Consider the following 18,527-nt stretch of genomic DNA (forward strand, 5'->3'; position numbering starts at 1 on the left):
GAGCCGCCTGCACTCGTCAGATGCGGACAGCCTCATCGCGTGCATGGTAGCAGGCAGCAGACAGATCCGATCATGGCCGAGATCCCTCCATCCGACCCCAATGACGCCCCCGTCCGGCTGCCGGGCCTGGGGTTGTTGGAGCTCGGCTTCCTCACCGATGGGGCGGGGGAGCCCTCACCCGACGCCCTGCCTGGCGAACGGGCAGGGGATGTGATCGGCCGCTACAAGCTGGTGGAACAACTCGGCGAGGGCGGCTTTGGCCACGTGTGGAAGGCAGAGCAGACCCGCCCCTTCCACCGCACGCTCGCGCTCAAGCTCATCAAGCCCGGCATGGACAGCCGGGAGATCCTCGTGCGCTTCGCCGGGGAGCGGCAGGCCCTGGCCCGCATGGATCACCCGAACATCGCGACCGTGCTGGACGCAGGCACCACCCTCACCGGCCGGCCCTACTTTGTGATGGAGTTCGTCAACGGCGTGCCCATCACCTGCTACTGCGAAGATCGCGCGCTGGGCCTTATCGAGCGGTTGCGGCTCTTCATCGCCGTATGCGGTGCCGTCCAGCACGCCCATCAGAAGGCGGTGCTGCACCGCGATCTGAAGCCCTCCAACATCCTCGTGGCCGAGGTGGACGGCCGGCCCGTGCCCAAGGTCATCGACTTCGGCATCGCCAAGGCGCTCGGTGCCGCCACAGAGGAGACCCTGGGCGCCGCCCACCTGGGTAGTCTCCTCTACACCCAGAGCGGCACCATCATCGGCACCCCGCAGTACATGAGCCCGGAGCAGGCCGGGAGCGTGGCGGATGTGGACACCCGCAGTGATGTGTACTCCCTGGGCGTGATCCTCTGCGAGCTCCTCACCGGGTGCAGCCCCTTCCCCGGCCGCCCCACCGGGCTCACAGACACCCTCCGCTGGATCCGCGAGACGGAGGCGGTGCGCCCCAGCCAGCTCGCGCTGGATCCCGCATTGGGCTCCTCGAACTCCGGTCAATCCGATCCGGCCCGCCTCTCGCGCCTCCTCAGAGGAGATCTGGACTGGATCGTCCTCAAGGCACTGGACAAGGACCGCGCCCGCCGCTACGAGACCGCCGCCGCCCTCGCGGAGGACGTGCAGCGTCATCTGGACCAGCTCCCCGTCCGCGCCGCCGCCCCCACCTGGCAGTACCAGATGGGCAAGTTCACCCGCCGGCACCGCGCCGCCTTGATTTCCTCGACCCTCATCGCCGCGGCCCTCCTGGCCGGCACCGCCGCCAGCCTCTGGCAGGCCGCCCGCGCCGAGGAGAGCCGGGCCGAGGCCGAGGCCAATTTCCAGCGGGCGCGCAGCGCGGTGGATCACTACCTGAATGAGGTGACGGATCACGCCCGGCTCAAGGAGGCAGACTTCACCGATCTGCAGCGGAACCTTCTGGAGACCGCGCTGCCCTTCTATCTGGAGATGAGCAAGTCGCCCAAGGGAGACGCCCGGCTCGACAGCAACCGGGCCGCGGCGCTATGGCGGCTGGGCACCATCTACCAGAGGATCGGCGAGCTGGAGAAGGCCGAGCCCTTCATCCTGGAAGCCATCGAGATCGAGACCAACCGCTTAAAACAGCGGCCCCATGACGCCGTCCTGCAGTCAGGTCTGGCCCTCCGGTACGGCACCCTGGGGGTTATCAGAGAAATGCGCGGGCGCTTTGAGGAATCCATCGCCGACCAGATCAAGGCAGAGGAGTTCTATGAAATGCTCCTGCGCAAGACTCCCGACCACCCGGCCTACTTGAATGGCCTGTGCGTCGTCCTGGGCAATCGGACGAACGCCCTCCTCTTCATGGGCCGCCATGTGGAAGGCGTGCCCCTGATGCTCAGGGCCGTCGACATCGCGGAAGACCTTGCCACCCGCTTTCCCAACAACCCCAAGTACCGCCTGCAGCTCGCGGTTTGCCAGACCCGCCTGGGCGCCACCTATCACAACCTGAACCGGAACCAGGAGGCAGAGCCCCTGTTCCGGAGGTCCGTGGTGTTGCTGCAGGACGTCATGCGGACAGAGCCTGTCAATCGCGAGGGTCAGCGCCAGCTCGCCGCCAGCGTGTATCATCTGGGCGTCACCCTCTGCATGCTGGACCGCGTGGAGGAGGGCATCACCCAGATCCGCCGCTCCGTCGGCCTCCAGCAGAAGCTGTGTGATGACTTCCCCTCCGTCGCGAAGTACCGGGAAAACCAGGTCATCCGCCTGGAGTACCTGGCAGACATGTTGGAACGCGTGGGTCAGGACGAGGAGGCCTTCCGGTTGGCCGGGCAGGCGGGATGGATGCTCGTGGACCTCAACTCCCGCTTCCCCAAGACGCCGCAGTACCGGGAGCTCGGTGCCTCTGTGGAGGAGGTGCTGAACAAGCTGCACAAAAAGGGGAAAGCGACCTCGCTGGTTAAAGGAAACGCCCTCATGCTGCCCGCGACACCTGGCACCGGCCCTCTGCGGCAGCCCACCAAGTTCAAGTTCGACTACCACGGCACCGACCCCGGGCCGCGCATCTGGACCAAGACACCAGATGGCTGGACGGAAACCCAGCCTTCCGGCGTGCAGAACCGCTATCTCATCGTCGGTCCCAACAAGGTGGAGGGCGTGTCCGGCGTGGAGATCCGGCGCGACGGCGTGAACAACCTGCGCCTCTTCATCCCGGACATGAACATCATGCAGACCCCCTGCCTCTGGATGCATACAGAAGGCGTCTGGCAGATCATCGGCGGCATCACGGGGATGGAGTAGCAGAGGAAAAAAGATTCCGGGAAATCTCTGTCACGTCACAGGCGGGTTTCCCAAGGAAGCAGTTGAACCCGGCCGAAGACAGGGCGGGGGCGCATTGGGCATCGGCATCGCCGTGCCCGGTCCCTGCCTGCCCATCTGTCGTCCGCGGCACTCACACCTCCATCATCCACCGCAATGAAACACCTCCTGTCTGCCATGCTGACCGCCACCGCCATCACCTTCACCCCGGCCGTCATGAGCTGCGACGTGAAGCTCAACAACGACCCCAAGCTGGCCAAGTCCCCCAGCCTGAAGATCACCGGCGCCACCGTGGAGCACCTCAAGGACCTGGACCTCATGGTCTTCAGCATGAACCTGGAAGGGCCCGCCGGGGACACCGTGCCCAAGAAGGCCGGCCAGCTCGACGGCGCACCCGTGCTGGCCTATGTATTTCCTACCACCCTGAAGGCGTCAGATGTCGGCATGGGCAAGGCCGAGGGCATCGTCGCCCTCGCCATCACCTCGCACCCGGACTTTGATGACACACCCCTCTGGGATGAGAACGCCAACGGCCGCTATGATGATGACAAGGTCATCTACCACACCCACTGGGCCCTCCTGACCAAGGACGACCGCGTTCCCGGCGGACTGTCCGTGAAGGAGTTCAAGAAAGAAGACAAGACCGTGGTTCTGCCCCCCACCAACTGCGGCATGCCCATGTACCTCGATGCCGCCGGTCATCCCGTGGTCACCAAGGGCAACACCATCCGCGCCATCGTGCCCGCCTACTACTTGAGAAACAAGACCGAGTTCAAGTTCGACGCCGTCACCTGCTACATGCAGGTGAACACCTCCTGCATGGCCAAGCCCATGCTCGGCGTGTATGAAGTGTACTCCGTCGCCTCCAAAGATCTCAGCCTGCCCTACAAGACCAAGTAAGCAGCAGCGCTGCGCTGCGCCCCGGGCCTGCGATGCGTTTGGGCATCGCAGGCTCTGTTGCGCAGAAGAGAACCCCCGCCATCCGCCGGAGCCCACCGCCCATCCAGCCTGCCTGCGCCGACAACTGGCCCAGCACAATCCCTTCTGCCCAAGCCTCATCAACACCGGCTGTAGTTGTCGACGTGAGGAGGCACAAATTTTCCCGTCTATCACCCAGCGGCCGGAAGCGGGACCAAGGAGCCGAGGTGTCCGCTGGAACAGGCGGGACCAAAGCCAAGGGCAACCGGGCATCTCCTGCGAGATTCACGCAGCAGACGCTTCAGCTAGTGCCTCCTCACGTCGACAACTACGACCGCCTCTGGAGATCATCAGGCAGAGGGAAAAGCACCAGAGCCATTGGAACTTGAGGCAAGCTGAAGGAGAACATGCTGGGCAGGCGGGATGTACATCGCGCAGGCGAAAGCGGCGCTTAGCCCATGCGGCAAACTAAAGTTTGAACTACGAAGAGCTTCCAACAGCCCTCTGCGCTGGGGCTTTGTTGGTGGTTCGAACTTCAGGGTTGTTTCAGTGCACTGCAGATGGCCCGAGCAGACTGAAGTCTGTACTCCATACAGCTTCCAGATCCCCACACTTCAAGTCTTCTGTCTTTCGTCTTCCAGTCTTTGGTCTCCCTCTCAATGCGCTCCTGCTTGTGCTGGACCGGTGGCCTTGCGAGTCAGGAAGATCAGCGGGATCATCGCGAAGAGCAGCAGTGAGGCGACGTGGAAGCTGTCGTTGTAGGCCATGATGTAGGCCTGCTTGCGCACACCCAGATCCAGCAGCCCTAGGGCGCGGGATTGAGCGGTCACGGCGTCCAGTCCCTGGTTCATGAAATTTTGCGCCATGGCGGTGAGCCGCTCATTGGTGAGTGGATTGTAGGCGCTGATGGCCTCGCCCAGGTGATGGGAGTGGAAGTGCTCGCGGTTTGTGAGCAGGGCGGAGAGCAGGGCGATGCCGATGGATCCGCCGAGGTTGCGCAGCATGTTGAACAGGCCGGAGGCGCTGGCAGCTTGTTCGGACTCGATGCCGCCCGTGGTGATGAGGGAGAGCGGCACGATGGTGCAGGTCAGGCCGATGGCGCGGATGATCTGCGGCAGGACGAGCTGGTCATGGCCGGTGTCGGCACTCATGCCGCTCATGAGCAGGGCGCTGAGGCCGAACATGCCGAGCCCGAAGGCCACCACGACGCGCTTGTCCACCCACTGCATGATCTTGGGGATGAAAGGCATGACCACGAGCTGGGGCAGGCCCACCCACATGAGGGTGCGTCCGATTTCCAGGGCGTTATACCCTTGAATCTGGGCCAGGTACAGCGGCAGCAGGTACATCATGCCGTACAGGCAGAGGCCCACCACGAGGTTCACGATGCAGCCGAGGAGGAAGTTGCGGCGGGAAAAGAGACTGAGGTTGACTGCCGGGGTGCGCTTCCGCTTTGTCAGAGAGAGGATCACAAACACCGGGAGCGTGATGGCGGCAATGATGGCCAGGGTGGTGATGAACTCAGACCCGAACCAGTCCTCGCGAGTGCCTTCTTCCAGAAACACCGTCAGGGAACCCAGGCCCACGGCCATGAAGGCGATGCCCCACCAGTCACCTTTCTTCAGGAGGTCCAGTTTGGCCGGAGTGGAGTTCAGGCCGTAGCCGATGGCACTGATAAGGATGATGCCCGGCACCAGGTTGAGGTAGAAGATCCAGGGCCAGGAGTAGTTCTCAGTGATCCAGCCGCCGATGCTCGGCCCGATGGCGGGTGCAAACATCGCGGAGAGGCCAAAGAGGGCGAAACCCACCGGCTGCTTTTCCGCGGGCAGCATGATCATGACCATGGTGGAGGCCATGGGGATGAGGGCGCCGCCCGTGAACCCCTGAAAGGCGCGGAAGGCTATCATGCTTTCCAGGTTCCAGGCAAAACCACAGCACATGGAGAAGATGAGGAAGAGCACGCTGTTCCACATGAGGTAGCGGCGCAACCCGAAGACCTGGGCCAGCCAGCCGCACAGGGGAATGACGATGATCTCCGGCACCAGGTAGGCGATGGAGATCCAGGAGCCCTCATCCAGCGTGGCTCCGATGCCGCCTGTGATGTTTTGCAGGGAGGAGTTGGAGATCTGGATGTCGAGCACCGCCATGAACGCGCCGAGCAGGGCGCCCAACACAGCAATCCAGTTGCGCAGTGACGTCCCGGGGTTCGTGGAGTCACGCGAGCCTGTCAGGGGCAGGGAGGCGGTCGCGTTCATGGAGGGAAGGAGTTTTCAGGTTCAAGTTTTCAGTATTCAGGATCCGGAGAGGAAGCCAAAGAACTGGTTTACTTGACCTTGACGGTGGCGATGGCGGAGAGGCCGGGGGCGATGCGGTCCTGATTGGCCTCGGTGTTGGCGTTGTGATCGAAGATGATTTTCACTGGCACGCGCTGGACGATCTTGGTGAAGTTCCCCGTGGCATTGTCAGGAGGCAGCAGGCTGAACTTGGCACCGGTGCCGGGGGCAAAGCTCTCCACCCGGCCTTCGAAGCGCTGGCCTTTGATGGCGTCGATCTTGATCTCCACAGGCTGGCCAGCCTTCATGGTGGCGAGCTGGTTTTCCTTGAAGTTGGCCACCAGCCAGTGGTCTGGGGAAACAACCGCCAGCAGGGCCTGACCGGGTTGAATCTGCTGGCCCACCTGGAGGGTGCGCTTGCCCACCGTGCCAGCGGCGGGCGCCCGCACGATGGTGTAGGAGAGCTGCAGCTCGGCATCGGACACGGCGGCCTGGGCGTGGTGTTGGCCAGCCTTGGCCACGGCGAGGTTGGCTTCCGCGGTTTTCACTCCGGCTTCACCAGCCTGGCGGGCGGCTTGAGTGGACGCGTGGCTGGCCTGAGCGGCCACGTAGGCAGCTTTGGTGGCATCGAAGTCCTGGTCGGAGATGGCCTTGCCTGAGAGGTTGCGGAGCTTCTGGGCGCGTTCGAAGTCCAGCCGGAACTTCTCCAGCTGGGCGGCACTGGCGTTGACCTGGGCTTCCGTCTGGGCGCTGGTCGCCTGCGCCTGGGCGAGAGCGGCCTCCGCCTGGGGTATCTGGGCGGCAGCCTGTTCGAGGGCGGTGCGGGCAGACTGCAGCTTCATCTCGTAGTCCCTAGGATCGAGCTGGGCGACGGGCTCTCCGGCTTTGACCTTCTGGTTGTCCTCCACCAGCACGCTCTGGATGTTGCCCGCCACGCGGCTGCTCACCGGATGCACATCGGCCTCGATGAAGGCGTTGTCGGTTTCCACAAACTGGGCAGCGTAGTGCAGCCAGAAGCCGACGGTGGTCGCCACCACCAGCAGGATCGGAAGCCCGATCAGGAGGGGCTTGCGGCTGCGGTGGCCGGTGGATTGAGGCGGCTTGGGCTCCGATTCCGCCGGGGTCGTGGTTTGCGGGGCGGCCGCTCCGTTGTGCTCCACTTCGGGGGCCGGAGAAAAGCCCCGTTTGGGAAGCTCATTGAGGCTGATGACTCGACTGCTCATAGGAAAGAGTTCTGGGGTTGCACCCGGAATCTCCTTCACCGCCGTACCTGTGGACATGACTTGTTTCCTTTGCGCGTGATAGGAAAAACCTATAAGCTCATTCTATGGAACTCCGGCATTTGCGTTACTTCGTCGCAGTGGCGGAAGCCCTGAGTTTCAGTCGGGCGGCCACGCGTCTGAGGCTGGCTCAGCCCTCTCTGAGTGCGCAAATCCGCAGCCTGGAGGATGATCTGGGCCTGCAACTGCTGGAGCGTGACCGGAATCGCGTGGCGTTGACGGATGCCGGAGCGGTGTTCCTCAAAGAAGCCCGGCAGGTGCTGGCGCGGGCGGACAAGGCGGTGGCGCGGGCGAGGGAGGCTGCCGAAGGGAAAACCGGGGAACTCCGGGTCGCCTCCATGGGGCCGCTGACGTTCAACTTCCTCCCAGCCTGTCTGACGCGGCTGCATGCGGAACTGCCGGCCGCCAAGGTCAATATCACGGAGATGTCCGCCTCGGATCAGCTCACCCAAGTGACTTCAGGGCGGGTGCATCTCGGCTTTGTGCCCGCTCCGTTTCCGAGCCTGGGAGCGGGAAAGAAGCTCGCGGCCCAGCTGATCTTGAAAAGCCCCCTGGCCATCGTGATTTCCACGGGGCACCCGCTCGCATCGCAGAAGAGCATCCGGCTCAATGCGCTGGAGGATGAGACTTTTGTGCCCATCACGATGTTCGGCACAGACGCCCAGCGGATCTGGAGCCAGGAAGTCTGCCGGAAGTCAGGCTTCCTCCCGCGCTTCGGACCGGCAGCATCCAGTCCGGACAATCTGGTCACCCTGGTGGCAGCTGGCAGCGGAGTGGCCTTGATCCCGAAGATCGCCGAACGCATGAGTTCGCCGGGATGCATCACCGTGCCCGTCGCAGACCGGGGTCTGCGTTATGAGTTGTATGCGCTGTACGATGACCGGTTTCCCTCCGTGTTGCGGGACCGGTTCCTCGCTATCGTCACGGATGAAGCGGTGAAGGTGCAGGCCATCCTTGAGAGCAACGGAAGCGTGACGGGTTCGCACTAGGGATTGGTTTTTGAGTGGCGGCGTGCGGACGTAGTCCGACGGTCCCCAGTCTCCAACCGGTTGTGGGAGCGGAGGGAGGCAGCGTGTTGGGCGTTTGGACGTGCTGAGGTCTGCGGTGTCAGGGGTGGGGTTGGGCGTGCAAAGGCCTTTGGAGGTTCTGCTTCTGACCTCGCGGACGAATACCCTGGGTTGTAGGGCGACCGCATCGGTTGCCTCATCAGGGCCGAGCGCGGCAACCCCGACGCGTCTGAGGCGGAGCAAAGTAGTCACAGTCGCGCTGCCCACGTCCTGACCGCCAGTCCCGCATGCGGGACCAGCACTACTTTGTCTGACCACCCTACCTCAGCACGGGTTTTAGGAACTTACCTGTCCAGCTGTCCTTCACCTTGGCCACCTCTTCCGGGGTGCCCAGGGCGATGACCTTGCCGCCGCGTTCGCCGGCCTCGGGGCCGATGTCCACGAGGTAGTCCGCCTCGGCGATGACGTCGAGATGGTGCTCAATGACGACCACGGTGTGGCCTTCATCCACCAGGCGGTGCAGGACCTCGATCAACCGGCGCACATCGTGGGCGTGGAGGCCGATGGTTGGCTCCTCGATGATGTAGAGGTTGCGCTTGTCACTCTTCAGCCCGCGCATCTTCTCGGTGACGGTGCGGCCTTGCCCCACGTTGAGCTCGGTGACCAGCTTCAAGCGCTGGGCTTCGCCGCCGCTCAGGGTTGGGCTGGGCTGCCCCAGTTGCAGGTAGCCCAGACCGGTGTCGGCCAGCAACTGCAGCGGTCGGGCAACGCGAGGGATGCTGGCAAAGAAATCTGCCGCCTCCGCAATGCTCATGCGCAGCACTTCGCCGATGTGTTTGCCGTTGAACTCCACCTCCATGGTGGCGGCGTTGAAGCGCAGGCCGTGGCAGACTTCACAATGCACACGGGTGGTGGGGAGGAAGTTCATCTCCACCTTGATCTCTCCATTGCCCTGGCAGGTTTCGCAGCGTCCGCCCTCGGTGTTGAAGGAAAACCGCCCCGCTTCATAGCCGCGGGCACGGGCCAGCGGCACCTGGGCGAAGAGCTTGCGGATGTCGTCCAGGACGCCCACATACGTGGCTGGACAGGATCGCGAGCTCTTGCCTATGGGGGACTGATCCACCTCGTACACGGCGGCGATCTGGTCGGCGTTCAAGACTTCCTTCCAGGTGCGCTCCTCGTTCTTCTTCCGTTTGGTTTTGGAAATCACCGCCTGCACGGCGGGATGCAGGCAGCCCCGGATGAGGGAGCTCTTGCCACTGCCGCTCACGCCGGTGATCACCGAGAGCCGGCTGAAGGGCAGGGCCACATCCACGTTCCGCAGGTTGTTGGCCGTGGCCCCCTTGAGCCGGAGCCAGCCGGTGGGGGAGTTCCGGGCCGGAAGCTTGCGCCGCTGCCCGTGAAGTGGATGCTTCATGACATCCTTCAAGGCGCGTCCGGTGGCCGAGGCCGGATTGGACTGGATGTCTTCCAGGGTGCCCATGGCGGTGATCTCACCGCCAAAGCGCCCGGCACCAGGTCCGAGGTCGATGATGGTGTCCGCCCGCTTCATGGTCTCATCATCATGCTCCACGATGAGCAGGGAGTTACCTTTATCCCGCAGGGCCAGCAGGGTGTTGAGCAGGTTCTCGTTGTCACGCGGATGGAGCCCGATGGTGGGTTCATCCAGGACATAGAGCACGCCACGCAGGTTTGAGCCCAGCTGGGAGGCCAGCCGGATGCGCTGCGCCTCGCCGCCGCTCAGGGTGTCGGCACTGCGGTTGAGCTGCAGGTACCCGAGGCCCACCTCCTGCATGAAGCGGAGCCGCTGGGTGATCTCCTTCATGATATCGCGGGCAATCTCGGACTGGATCCCGCTGAACTTGAACTGGGCAGCGAGCTCCCCGCCGCGTTCGGCAGAGAGGCAGACAATCTGCTCCATGCGCACTCCCTTTACCTCCACCGCGCGGGCCACGGGGTTGAGGCGGCTGCCGTGGCAGGATTCACAGGGGACGAGGGCGTGCTCCTCGCTGGCGAACTTGCGTTCCTCCTCCATCTCGGCCTCCAGCAGGGAGACATCGTCGCGGCGGTGGTCCAGATTTTCCGTGGCCGGGCGGAAGCCGAAGCCGCGGCAGTCGCGGCACCAGCCATGCGGGCTGTTGAAGGAGAAGAGGCGGGGATCCAGCTCTTCAAAGGACATGCCGCACTGCGGGCAGCTCATCTCCGTGTTGAGCACGTGGGTGGACTTGTCCGCCAGCAGCACTTTGATCGTGCCCTTGCCCATCTTAAGCGCCTTTTCGATCACCGGGCGCAGCGCGATGGCGGAGGCCTTCTTGTCCACCTGGCCGAGCACGGCGTCGATGGTGTGTTCCTTGAACCGCTCCAGGCGCTTGAACCCGGCGGTTTCCTTGAACTGGCCGTCCACCAGCAGGGTCGTGATGCCCTGTTTGGCGGCGAACTCCGCCACATCCGTGTGGAAGCCCTTCCGGGCCTTCACGAGCGGGGCGAGGATGTGCACCTTGCCCTTGGCGGCCATGGTCTCCACGGAGCGGACGATGGCTGCCACGCTCTGCTTCTCCACCGCCACGTTGCAGTTCGGGCAGAACTGGGTGCCCACCTTGGAGTAGAGGAGCCGCAGGAAGTGATAGACCTCGGTGACGGTGGCCACGGTGCTCTTCCCGCTGCCGCGGGAGACGCGTTGCTCGATCGCCACGGTGGGAGGCACGCCGGTTATGAGATCCACATCCGGCTTCTCCATCTGCTCCACGAAGGTGCGGGCATAGACAGACATGCTGTCGAGGAAGCGGCGCTGCCCCTCGGCAAAGACGAGGTCGAAGGCCAGGGAGGATTTCCCGGAACCGCTCAGGCCTGTGACGACGACCATCTTGTCGCGCGGGATGTCGAGGTTGAAGTTCTTGAGATTGTGCTCCCGAGCCCCGCGGATGGCGATGGTGTTGGGCGCAGCCTCCACTGTCTTGCTTCCATACTTGGGTGAGGCTTCCTTGAGGGAGGCGGCACGTCTGGCGGCGGTGCCGGAGCCTTCCAGCACCTCGCCGAGATAGCGCCCGGTCCAGGAGATGTCGCATGCGGCCACCGTTTCTGGTGTGCCTGTCACGACGATGTTTCCGCCGGTTGCGCCCGCTTCCGGTCCCAGATCAATGACCCAGTCCGCGCACTTGATGACTTCCATGTTGTGCTCGATCACCAGGATGCTGTGCCCCTCCTGGGTGAGGCGTTGCAGCAGCTTGAGGAGGAGGGCGATGTCGTCGAAATGGAGCCCTGTGGTGGGCTCGTCCAGCAGGAAAAGGGTTTTTCCCTTTGGATCATCGCTCTCGGCCATGCCCTGGGTGTCGAGCAGGTGGCCGATGAGCTTGAGCCGCTGGGCCTCCCCGCCGCTCAAGGTGTTGAGCGGCTGGCCCAGACGCAGGTAGCCCAGGCCGGCTTCCACCAGCATGTTCATGGAGGCGACCACGGCCTTCGCCCGGCTGGACTCGATGGCGCCGAAGAACTCTGCGGCCTCCTCGACCGTGAGGCTCAGCACCTCGTGAATGTTCTTTCCTCGAAGCTTGAGCCGCAGGGCATGCGGCTGGTAGCGCTTGCCCTCGCACTCCGGACACGTCACGTAGAGGTCGCTGAGGAACTGCATCTCGATCTTCTCGAAGCCGTTGCCCCAGCAACGCTCGCAGCGGCCGTCTCCGCTGTTGAAGCTGAAGAATCCGGCGGTGACCCCCTCCGTCTTGGCATCTTCCGTGTCGGCAAAGAGCTGGCGGATCTGGTCAAAGGCGCCCACGTACACGGCAGGTGTGCTGCGTGGGGTGCGGGCCAGCGGGCTCTGGTCCACCATCACCACCTGGCCGACCTTGTCGCCGCCTTCGATGGTTTTCACTTTGCCGGGCTCTTCCTCGATCACCTCGCCGCGCTGGCGGAGCAGGTTGCGGTAGAGCACATCATGCACCAGGGTGCTCTTGCCGCTGCCGCTGACACCGGTGACGCAGCACATCAGCCCCAGAGGCACATCCACACTCACGTTTTTGAGGTTGTGCTGGCGGGCACCCACGATGCGCAGATTCTGACCCTTCTTCACGGCGCGACGTTTGGAGGGCACGGGAATGCTTTTGCGACCAAAGAGATAGTCTCCCGTGAGCGTGCCCGGCGTGTCCTGCAGGGCGGTCAGCGGGCCGTGGAAGACGAGCTCGCCGCCTTTCTCGCCGCGACCGGGCCCGATTTCGACGAGGTTGTCCGCCGCATGCATCACGGCCTCCTCATGCTCCACCACGAGCAGGGTGTTTCCTTTATCCCTAAGGCCCTCCATCACCCCGATGAGGCGGCCGATGTCGCGCGGATGCAGGCCGATGCTCGGCTCATCCAGGACAAAGAGCGTGTTCACGAGTGAGGCACCCAGGCAGGTGGTGAGGTTCACGCGCTGCAGCTCCCCGCCGCTCAGCGTGCGCGTCTGGCGGTCCAGATCCAGATACCCCAGGCCGGCGCGCTCCATGTAGCTGAGGCGGGAGACAATCTCATCCCGCAGCATCTTTACCGCGCGATCGCCGTCCGGGACCTCCAGCCCCTGGATGAAAGGCGATAGATCGCTCACCGGCGTTTTCCAGAACTCCGCCAGCGACTTCCCGCCGACGCGGAAATACGCGGCCTCTTTCTTCAGCCGCCCGCCTCCGCAGGCCTCGCATTCCGTGTAGGCGCGGTAACGGCTCAGGAAGACGCGGACGTGCATCTTGTAAGCGCGGCTTTCCTGCCACTTGAAGAATCCGCGCACGCCGTACCATTCGCCATTGCGATGGGCTTCTTCAGGGTCGCTGTTGTCGCCCTCAATGAGCCAGCGCTGCTGTTGCACCGGCAGCTCGTTGAAGGGGGTGTTGATGTTCACTTTGGCGGCCTTGGCGCAGCGCTCCAGGTCGTCCTGGCACTCGCTGTAGGTGTCGCCTTGAAAGGCCCGCACCAGACCGCCACGGATGCTCAGCGTTTCGTCCGGCATCGCCTTGCCCATGTCGAGACCCAGGGTGCGGCCAAAGCCACGGCAGCTGGGGCAGGCTCCGATGGGGTTGTTGAAACTGAAGAGCCCCGGCGTGGGCTCCGGTAGCTTGAAGTCGCAATCGGCGCAGCGCCAGTCGGTGGAGAAGCTTAACATCTCCGGCTTGGCAGGGGCGTCTTTGCCGGTGAGCGACACGCTCACCTGCCCCTTGCCGTGACGCAACGCAACCTCGATGGCTTCCGTCAGACGGGGTTTGTTGGCGGGTTCGAGGACAATACGATCCTGCACCACATGCACCATCGCCGGCAGTTTGCGGCCTTTCAGATTCTGCGGTTCGTCGGTGCGCAAGACCTCGCCGTAGATCAGCACGCGCACATAACCTTGCGCCTGGAGGAAGCTGAAGAAATCCTCCACTGCCGTGTCTGCGGGCACGGGTACGCCGAAGAGGAGGAGGGCGGTCTTCCCCGTGTGCGCAGGCAGCAGCGCATGGAGGATGCTTTCCGGCGTCTCGGGCTTCACAGGCCGGTGACACTCCGGACACTCGCCCACGGCCAGCCGCGGGAAGAGCATCTTCAGGTAGTCATTGATCTCCGTGATGGTGCCGACGGTGGACCGGGTGGAGCGGATGTTGTTGACCTGCTCAATGGCGATGGCCGGCGGGATGCCGTGGATGGCGTCCACATTCGGCTTGTCCATGCGCTCGAAGAACTGGCGCGTGTACGGCGAGAAGGTCTCCACATACCGGCGCTGGCCTTCCGCGTAGATGGTGTCGAAGGCCAGGGAGGATTTCCCGGAGCCACTGGGGCCGGTGATGACGTTCAGCTTGCCCAGAGGGAGGTCCAGGTCGAAGCCCTTCAGGTTGTTTTGCCGCACACCCCGGATGTGGATGAAGGCATCGGTCGGCGCAGCAGCGGGAGAAGGCTCGGCAGGGGCGGCTTTTTTCTTGCGGGTGGACATGGTGGTCGCGAGGCAGGCGGGCGTGCGGAAAAGAAAAGGGCGGGGGACAAGATCCAGCCAATCCGATTCGTGCGCCAGCGGCGGTCGGGTGCATCGGACTGGTGTTTATTTGACCACCTATGGTGCCTTTAGCCGGGATTGGCGGCGGTGCAAGGGGAGATGATGTTGGGCAGGGTGGGGGATACCCCGCGGAAGGGAACGGCAGTGGAAGGATCACCTGTTGAGAACCTCCCCAGTTGTGTTATCTGACAGAATGAGCGTTGAAGAAATGGCCCTTGAACTTCCACGTGCTGACAAGCTGAGGTTGATGGAAGCGCTCTGGACAGATCTTTCCAGACAGGATCAGGAACTGGAATCCCCATCTTGGCATGGGCCCGCGTTGAGGGAAACAGAAGCGCGGATCGCCGCTGGCAGTGAAGCTGTCTATACTTGGGAACAGGCTAAAGCGAGGCTCTCTGCCGGCAAATGACCATCAGAATCTCCGAGTCGGCCGTCCAGGATCTTGAAGATGGCCGAGACTTTTATGAGTTCCAGGAAGCCGGTTTGGGCCGGTACTTTGAGGACTGCCTTTCTTCGGATATTGAATCTCTGATTCTCTACAAGGGGCTTCAGCGTAAGATCTTCGGACACTACCGACTGCTCTCGAAGCGATTCCCTTTTGCGATCTACTATAAGATCGATGACGATGGGGGAGTCTTGATACATCGAGTGTTAGATTGCAGGAGCAATCCAGCGAGGCACTACAGGGCACTTCGATAAGCGTTTCAGCCTGACTGAGGCAATCCCGCACGTCGGGATTGCCCTACAACCCAGGATGGTGGCAAGTGAGGGTGAGACTTCACCTCATGGGACGTTTGGCCGGGACCGGGACAAGAATGTCCCTCACTCCTTTTACTGATGAGGGGGCAGGAACAGAACAGCCCAGGGGGCTCCGGCGATCCCAACCTCACTCCCGAAAGTTTCTCTGCCGTTTCTTGGACATTTCACCGTCTTTTCATGAGCGGTTCATCAACGTTTCACGTGCGGGTGGGAGGATGCACTCATGAAATGCCCACCCGCTTTTGCGCTTCCTTTGCTGGTCGCTTCTGGATTGATGACCTTTGGAGAAGCGACTGGACTCGGCCAGGAAGCTGGCGGGCAGGCTGCCTCTCCTACTCTGCTGGATAAAGCGGAGGTCCGCATCCCCTACTCGGAGCTCAAGAAGCTCTGGGATGAGGCGCATGCGGCGAAAACCCCTGTTCCCCCAGAACCATTGCCCGAGGGCTTGTTGCTTGCCGCGTTGTTTCGCGCCGACTTGTCCTCGGGTAAGGTGGGGGTGGAAGCTGAGTTCAAAGTGGAAAGCTTTGCCGGGAAGTGGGAGCGCATCCCGCTGATGGGCGCAGGGCTGACGGTGGCCAGCGTGGAGCCGCCCGACACCCGCCTCACCGTGGTGGAGGACAACCTGCTCTTTGTCGCGCCGCAAACTGGGCCCGCCACGATCAAAGTGAAGTTCGCGGAAACACCCCTGCCAGGGGCGGGCGGGGCTCCGTTCCTGCGGTTGACCACGTTGCCCAGTGCGGTGGGCTCCCTGGAGCTGCGCGGCCTGCCGGAGGGCCGGGCGGTGCTGATGGGCGATGGCAGCGCGGCCTCTGGCCAGGTCCAGGAGGGGGTCATGAAACTGAGCCTTCCGGCCCGCGGTGGTCCGGTGACACTCAGCCTGACGGATGCCGCGCTGCTCCCGAAGGAGGAGGCCCCGCCCCCGCCTCCACCGCCGCTCGCGCCCAGCGAGTGGGCGTTGCAGAATGAGGTGCTGGTGTATGAAGGTGAGGGTGAACTTTGCTACCGCTCTCTCATCAATGCCTCCGCGCTCAATGGATCCGCCGTGGAAGCGGTGCTCCTGCTGCCAGCCAATGCGCGCTCCGTGAAGGTGACCGGGGATGACCTCCTGGACAGCCGTCCCGCCCGCACGGCCAGCGGCCAGACGGAACTGCGACTGAAATGGAAGACGCGCGACATCATGGAGCGCCAGTTCACCGTTTCCTACGCCCTGCAGCAGATGCCGATGGCCTCCGAGTGGGCGTTGCGCGCGCCGACGTTGGCGAAAGAGGATCAGGTGAAGTCCCTCTTCATGTTTGTGCTGTCGCCAGGCGTGGAGTTTGCCGGAGTCGGTCTGCAAGGTCCCATCCCGGCCCACAAGCTGCCCCGCTGGGTGATTGCGGAGACGAAGGCCCCCGAGTTTGGCACCGTGACCGCCGCCAGTGGCGTCACATTGCAAAGCCGGGTGCTGCCGCGGCTGGAGACAGCGGTGGGCGTCATCACCCGCAGTGACTATGTGACCAAACTGGTGGGAGACGGCTCTGTGCTCACGACCGGGACGGTGGAGATCGAGCATGATGAAGCCCTGCGCTGGAGTGTGGCGCTGCCCGAGAAAAGCAACCTTCTCAAGTGTTCTGTGGACGGTACTCCGGTGAAGCCCATCGTGCGGGAAAATGGCGTGGTAGAAGTGCCACTGCCCTATACCGGCACGGGCTCCAAGACGGTGAAGAGTCAGGTGGCCTTCTCCTACACGGAGACCAAGGACAAGCTCCATGCCGTGGAAGGCCAGACGAGCCTGGAACTCCCGCTCACCCCGCTCTTCATCCAGGAGGTGCTCTGGTCCGTGGAGATCCCGGACACCTACCAGATCAGCGGTGTGGGGGAGGGGATCGAGCACGCCGCCCCTGCAGCCGATGGAGGAGCAGGAAACAACGGCCACACCGTCCGGCTGGTGCGCAAGCTCTGCCGCAATGAGCGGCCGCAGGCGCAGCTCTTCTATCAAAAGAGCGGCCTGCTCCAGTAGGCGCGCCCCGGCAGTCTTCATGCAGGTAGTTTCATCCAATCTCTTCATCCTTTTCACCCCATCTTGACATGACCCCTCTACGTATTCTTGCCATCGCGGCCATCACCCTCTGCACGGCCGTGGCTTGGGCCGTGCTGGGACGCACCCTCCAGGTTCGCACCTCCGGCTCCGGCAGCCAGCTCGGCGATGACGTGACGGATGTCTGGGGCCCGGAGATGCGCCAGGCGCATCCCACGGCCTTCTACTTCAGCCCCACCGGGGCCAAGGGCCGCGTCACCCTGCAGCCCAGCCGCAGCAAGGTGACGGTGAAGCTCGACTACGAACCCAAGAAGCGCGGCCTGCTTTGGCACCGGACCTATCGCGCCGACTTCGCCGCCGACTACGAGTTCTCCAACCCCACGCCGGTGCCGCAGACCCTCTATTTGCAGTTTCCTCTGCCCTCGGGTGACGCGAGCTACCAGCGCTTCTCCTTCACCCTGGGCGGGGCCGCCGCCAGCCAGGCCACGCCTTCCGGCGGGATGGTGACGGAGGCAGTGGTGGTGCCCGCCCGCAGTGCGGTGCCGCTGAAGGTGACCTATGAAACCCGCGGCATGGACACCTGGGGCTACGCGTTTCCCCAGGCCGGACGGGTCGCACAGTTCAGCCTGGTGATGCAGACGAACTTTGACGAGATCAACTTTCCCAAGGGCACCGGCTCCCCCACGGATCGAGATGTTAACAATCGCCTCTTCACCTGGGACTACCCGGATGTGCTCTCCGCCCCGGCCATCGGCATGGACATGCCCAAGGTGCTCAATGCCGGTCCTGTGGCTTCGCGCATCGCGTTCTTCGCCCCCGTGTCACTCGTGTTCTTCTTCACGGTGCTGCTCATTGTGGGCATGGTTTATGGAGCCAACCTCCACCCCATGAACTACTTCTTCCTCGCCGCGGGCTGCTTTGCTTTCCAGCTCCTGTTTGCCTACCTCGTGGATCTGGTGCCGCTCCATTTGAGTTTCATCATCTCTGCCGTGGTGTCCCTGGCCCTCGTCTGCCCCTATGTCGGAGCCGTGTCGGGGCGGAAGATGTTCTGGGTCGCCCTGGCCGCGCAGACGGTTTACATGGTGCTTTTCAGCTACAGCTTCTTCTTTGACGGGCTCACGGGTCTGACCATCACCATCGGAGCCATCCTGACGCTGGCACTGCTCATGCTGCTGACCGCCAAGGTGAACTGGGTGGAGAAGCTGGGAGCGTTCAAGGGAAGCCCGCCGCAGTCACCGCCCGCGCCTCCCATGCCACCGAAATTGAATCCGAATCCCGCGGCGTAAGACGTGCCCGCTGCGCGGGAGACAGAAGACTGGAAGACACAAGACTCAAGACCTGAGCTGGCGCATGAGAGAACTCCCTAGCGGAGCGGTCAGGCAATGTAGTCCAGAGCTCTAGCTCGTCAGTCGCGCTACCCACCTCCTCCAATACCGATCCCGCATGCGGGACTCTGGACTACTTTTCAGCTGCCGCCTGCGGCGTAGTCCGGTTGTCCCAACCGGCATTGGAGCGAAGTGAAGAGCATGTTTG

The 18,527-nt window shown here is 63.3% G+C and carries 10 protein-coding genes; 7 read left to right on the forward strand and 3 right to left on the reverse strand.

Annotated features, from left to right (window positions below; translation table 11 throughout):
• Positions 1-72 precede the first annotated feature (72 nt).
• Positions 73-2,739, forward strand: coding sequence for a serine/threonine-protein kinase (locus tag BV034_RS01045; RefSeq protein WP_050023240.1), 2,667 nt, complete (start codon positions 73-75; stop codon positions 2,737-2,739).
• Positions 2,740-2,913: 174 nt separating this feature from the next.
• On the forward strand, positions 2,914-3,657 hold the full coding sequence (locus BV034_RS01050; protein WP_050023242.1) for a hypothetical protein: 744 nt from the start codon (positions 2,914-2,916) through the stop codon (positions 3,655-3,657).
• A gap of 674 nt (positions 3,658-4,331) precedes the next feature.
• Here BV034_RS01050 and BV034_RS01055 read toward each other — a convergent pair.
• Complete coding sequence (locus tag BV034_RS01055; RefSeq protein ID WP_050023244.1) at positions 4,332-5,930, reverse strand: DHA2 family efflux MFS transporter permease subunit; 1,599 nt, start codon at positions 5,928-5,930, stop codon at positions 4,332-4,334.
• 68 nt (positions 5,931-5,998) lie between these two features.
• Complete coding sequence (locus BV034_RS01060; protein ID WP_081887495.1) at positions 5,999-7,228, reverse strand: HlyD family secretion protein; 1,230 nt, start codon at positions 7,226-7,228, stop codon at positions 5,999-6,001.
• A 47-nt stretch (positions 7,229-7,275) separates the two neighbouring features.
• Between BV034_RS01060 and BV034_RS01065 the strand changes: the two genes are divergently transcribed.
• On the forward strand, positions 7,276-8,217 hold the full coding sequence (locus tag BV034_RS01065) for a LysR substrate-binding domain-containing protein (protein WP_050023246.1): 942 nt from the start codon (positions 7,276-7,278) through the stop codon (positions 8,215-8,217).
• A gap of 337 nt (positions 8,218-8,554) precedes the next feature.
• On the opposite strand, the gene uvrA is transcribed toward BV034_RS01065, so the two are convergent.
• Positions 8,555-14,158: an excinuclease ABC subunit UvrA gene (gene uvrA / locus BV034_RS01070; protein ID WP_081887496.1), complete on the reverse strand. Its 5,604-nt coding sequence runs from the start codon at positions 14,156-14,158 to the stop codon at positions 8,555-8,557.
• Between the two features lie 268 nt (positions 14,159-14,426).
• Here uvrA and BV034_RS36770 point away from each other — a divergent pair, with 268 nt between their 5' ends.
• From BV034_RS36770 to BV034_RS01090, 4 genes are all read left to right on the forward strand, one after another.
• On the forward strand, positions 14,427-14,627 hold the full coding sequence (locus BV034_RS36770) for an addiction module protein (protein WP_009966051.1): 201 nt from the start codon (positions 14,427-14,429) through the stop codon (positions 14,625-14,627).
• Positions 14,624-14,917, forward strand: a complete 294-nt coding sequence (locus BV034_RS36775; RefSeq protein ID WP_050023248.1) for a type II toxin-antitoxin system RelE/ParE family toxin — start codon at positions 14,624-14,626, stop codon at positions 14,915-14,917. The genes BV034_RS36770 and BV034_RS36775 overlap by 4 nt, the downstream gene beginning before the upstream one ends.
• 283 nt (positions 14,918-15,200) lie before the next feature.
• On the forward strand, positions 15,201-16,976 hold the full coding sequence (locus tag BV034_RS01085) for a hypothetical protein (RefSeq protein WP_265592498.1): 1,776 nt from the start codon (positions 15,201-15,203) through the stop codon (positions 16,974-16,976).
• Between the two features lie 68 nt (positions 16,977-17,044).
• The gene (locus tag BV034_RS01090) at positions 17,045-18,280 is read left to right on the forward strand and encodes an inner membrane CreD family protein (protein ID WP_050023255.1); all 1,236 of its coding nucleotides are present in this window, start codon (positions 17,045-17,047) and stop codon (positions 18,278-18,280) included.
• Positions 18,281-18,527 lie beyond the last annotated feature (247 nt).

Origin of the sequence: Verrucomicrobium sp. BvORR034 (assembly GCF_000739635.1) — a bacterium.
Classification (GTDB): domain Bacteria; phylum Verrucomicrobiota; class Verrucomicrobiia; order Verrucomicrobiales; family Verrucomicrobiaceae; genus Verrucomicrobium.

Bases quoted from the DNA above. Each gene is read 5' to 3' on its own strand.
- BV034_RS36770 (WP_009966051.1), top strand. From the start codon at position 14,427: ATGGCCCTTGAACTTCCACGTGCTGACAAGCTGAGGTTGATGGAAGCG.
- BV034_RS01050 (WP_050023242.1), top strand. From the start codon at position 2,914: ATGAAACACCTCCTGTCTGCCATGCTGACCGCCACCGCCATCACCTTC.
- uvrA (WP_081887496.1), bottom strand. From the start codon at position 14,158: ATGTCCACCCGCAAGAAAAAAGCCGCCCCTGCCGAGCCTTCTCCCGCT.
- BV034_RS01045 (WP_050023240.1), top strand. From the start codon at position 73: ATGGCCGAGATCCCTCCATCCGACCCCAATGACGCCCCCGTCCGGCTG.
- BV034_RS36775 (WP_050023248.1), top strand. From the start codon at position 14,624: ATGACCATCAGAATCTCCGAGTCGGCCGTCCAGGATCTTGAAGATGGC.
- BV034_RS01055 (WP_050023244.1), bottom strand. From the start codon at position 5,930: ATGAACGCGACCGCCTCCCTGCCCCTGACAGGCTCGCGTGACTCCACG.
- BV034_RS01060 (WP_081887495.1), bottom strand. From the start codon at position 7,228: ATGTCCACAGGTACGGCGGTGAAGGAGATTCCGGGTGCAACCCCAGAA.
- BV034_RS01090 (WP_050023255.1), top strand. From the start codon at position 17,045: ATGACCCCTCTACGTATTCTTGCCATCGCGGCCATCACCCTCTGCACG.
- BV034_RS01065 (WP_050023246.1), top strand. From the start codon at position 7,276: ATGGAACTCCGGCATTTGCGTTACTTCGTCGCAGTGGCGGAAGCCCTG.
- BV034_RS01085 (WP_265592498.1), top strand. From the start codon at position 15,201: ATGAAATGCCCACCCGCTTTTGCGCTTCCTTTGCTGGTCGCTTCTGGA.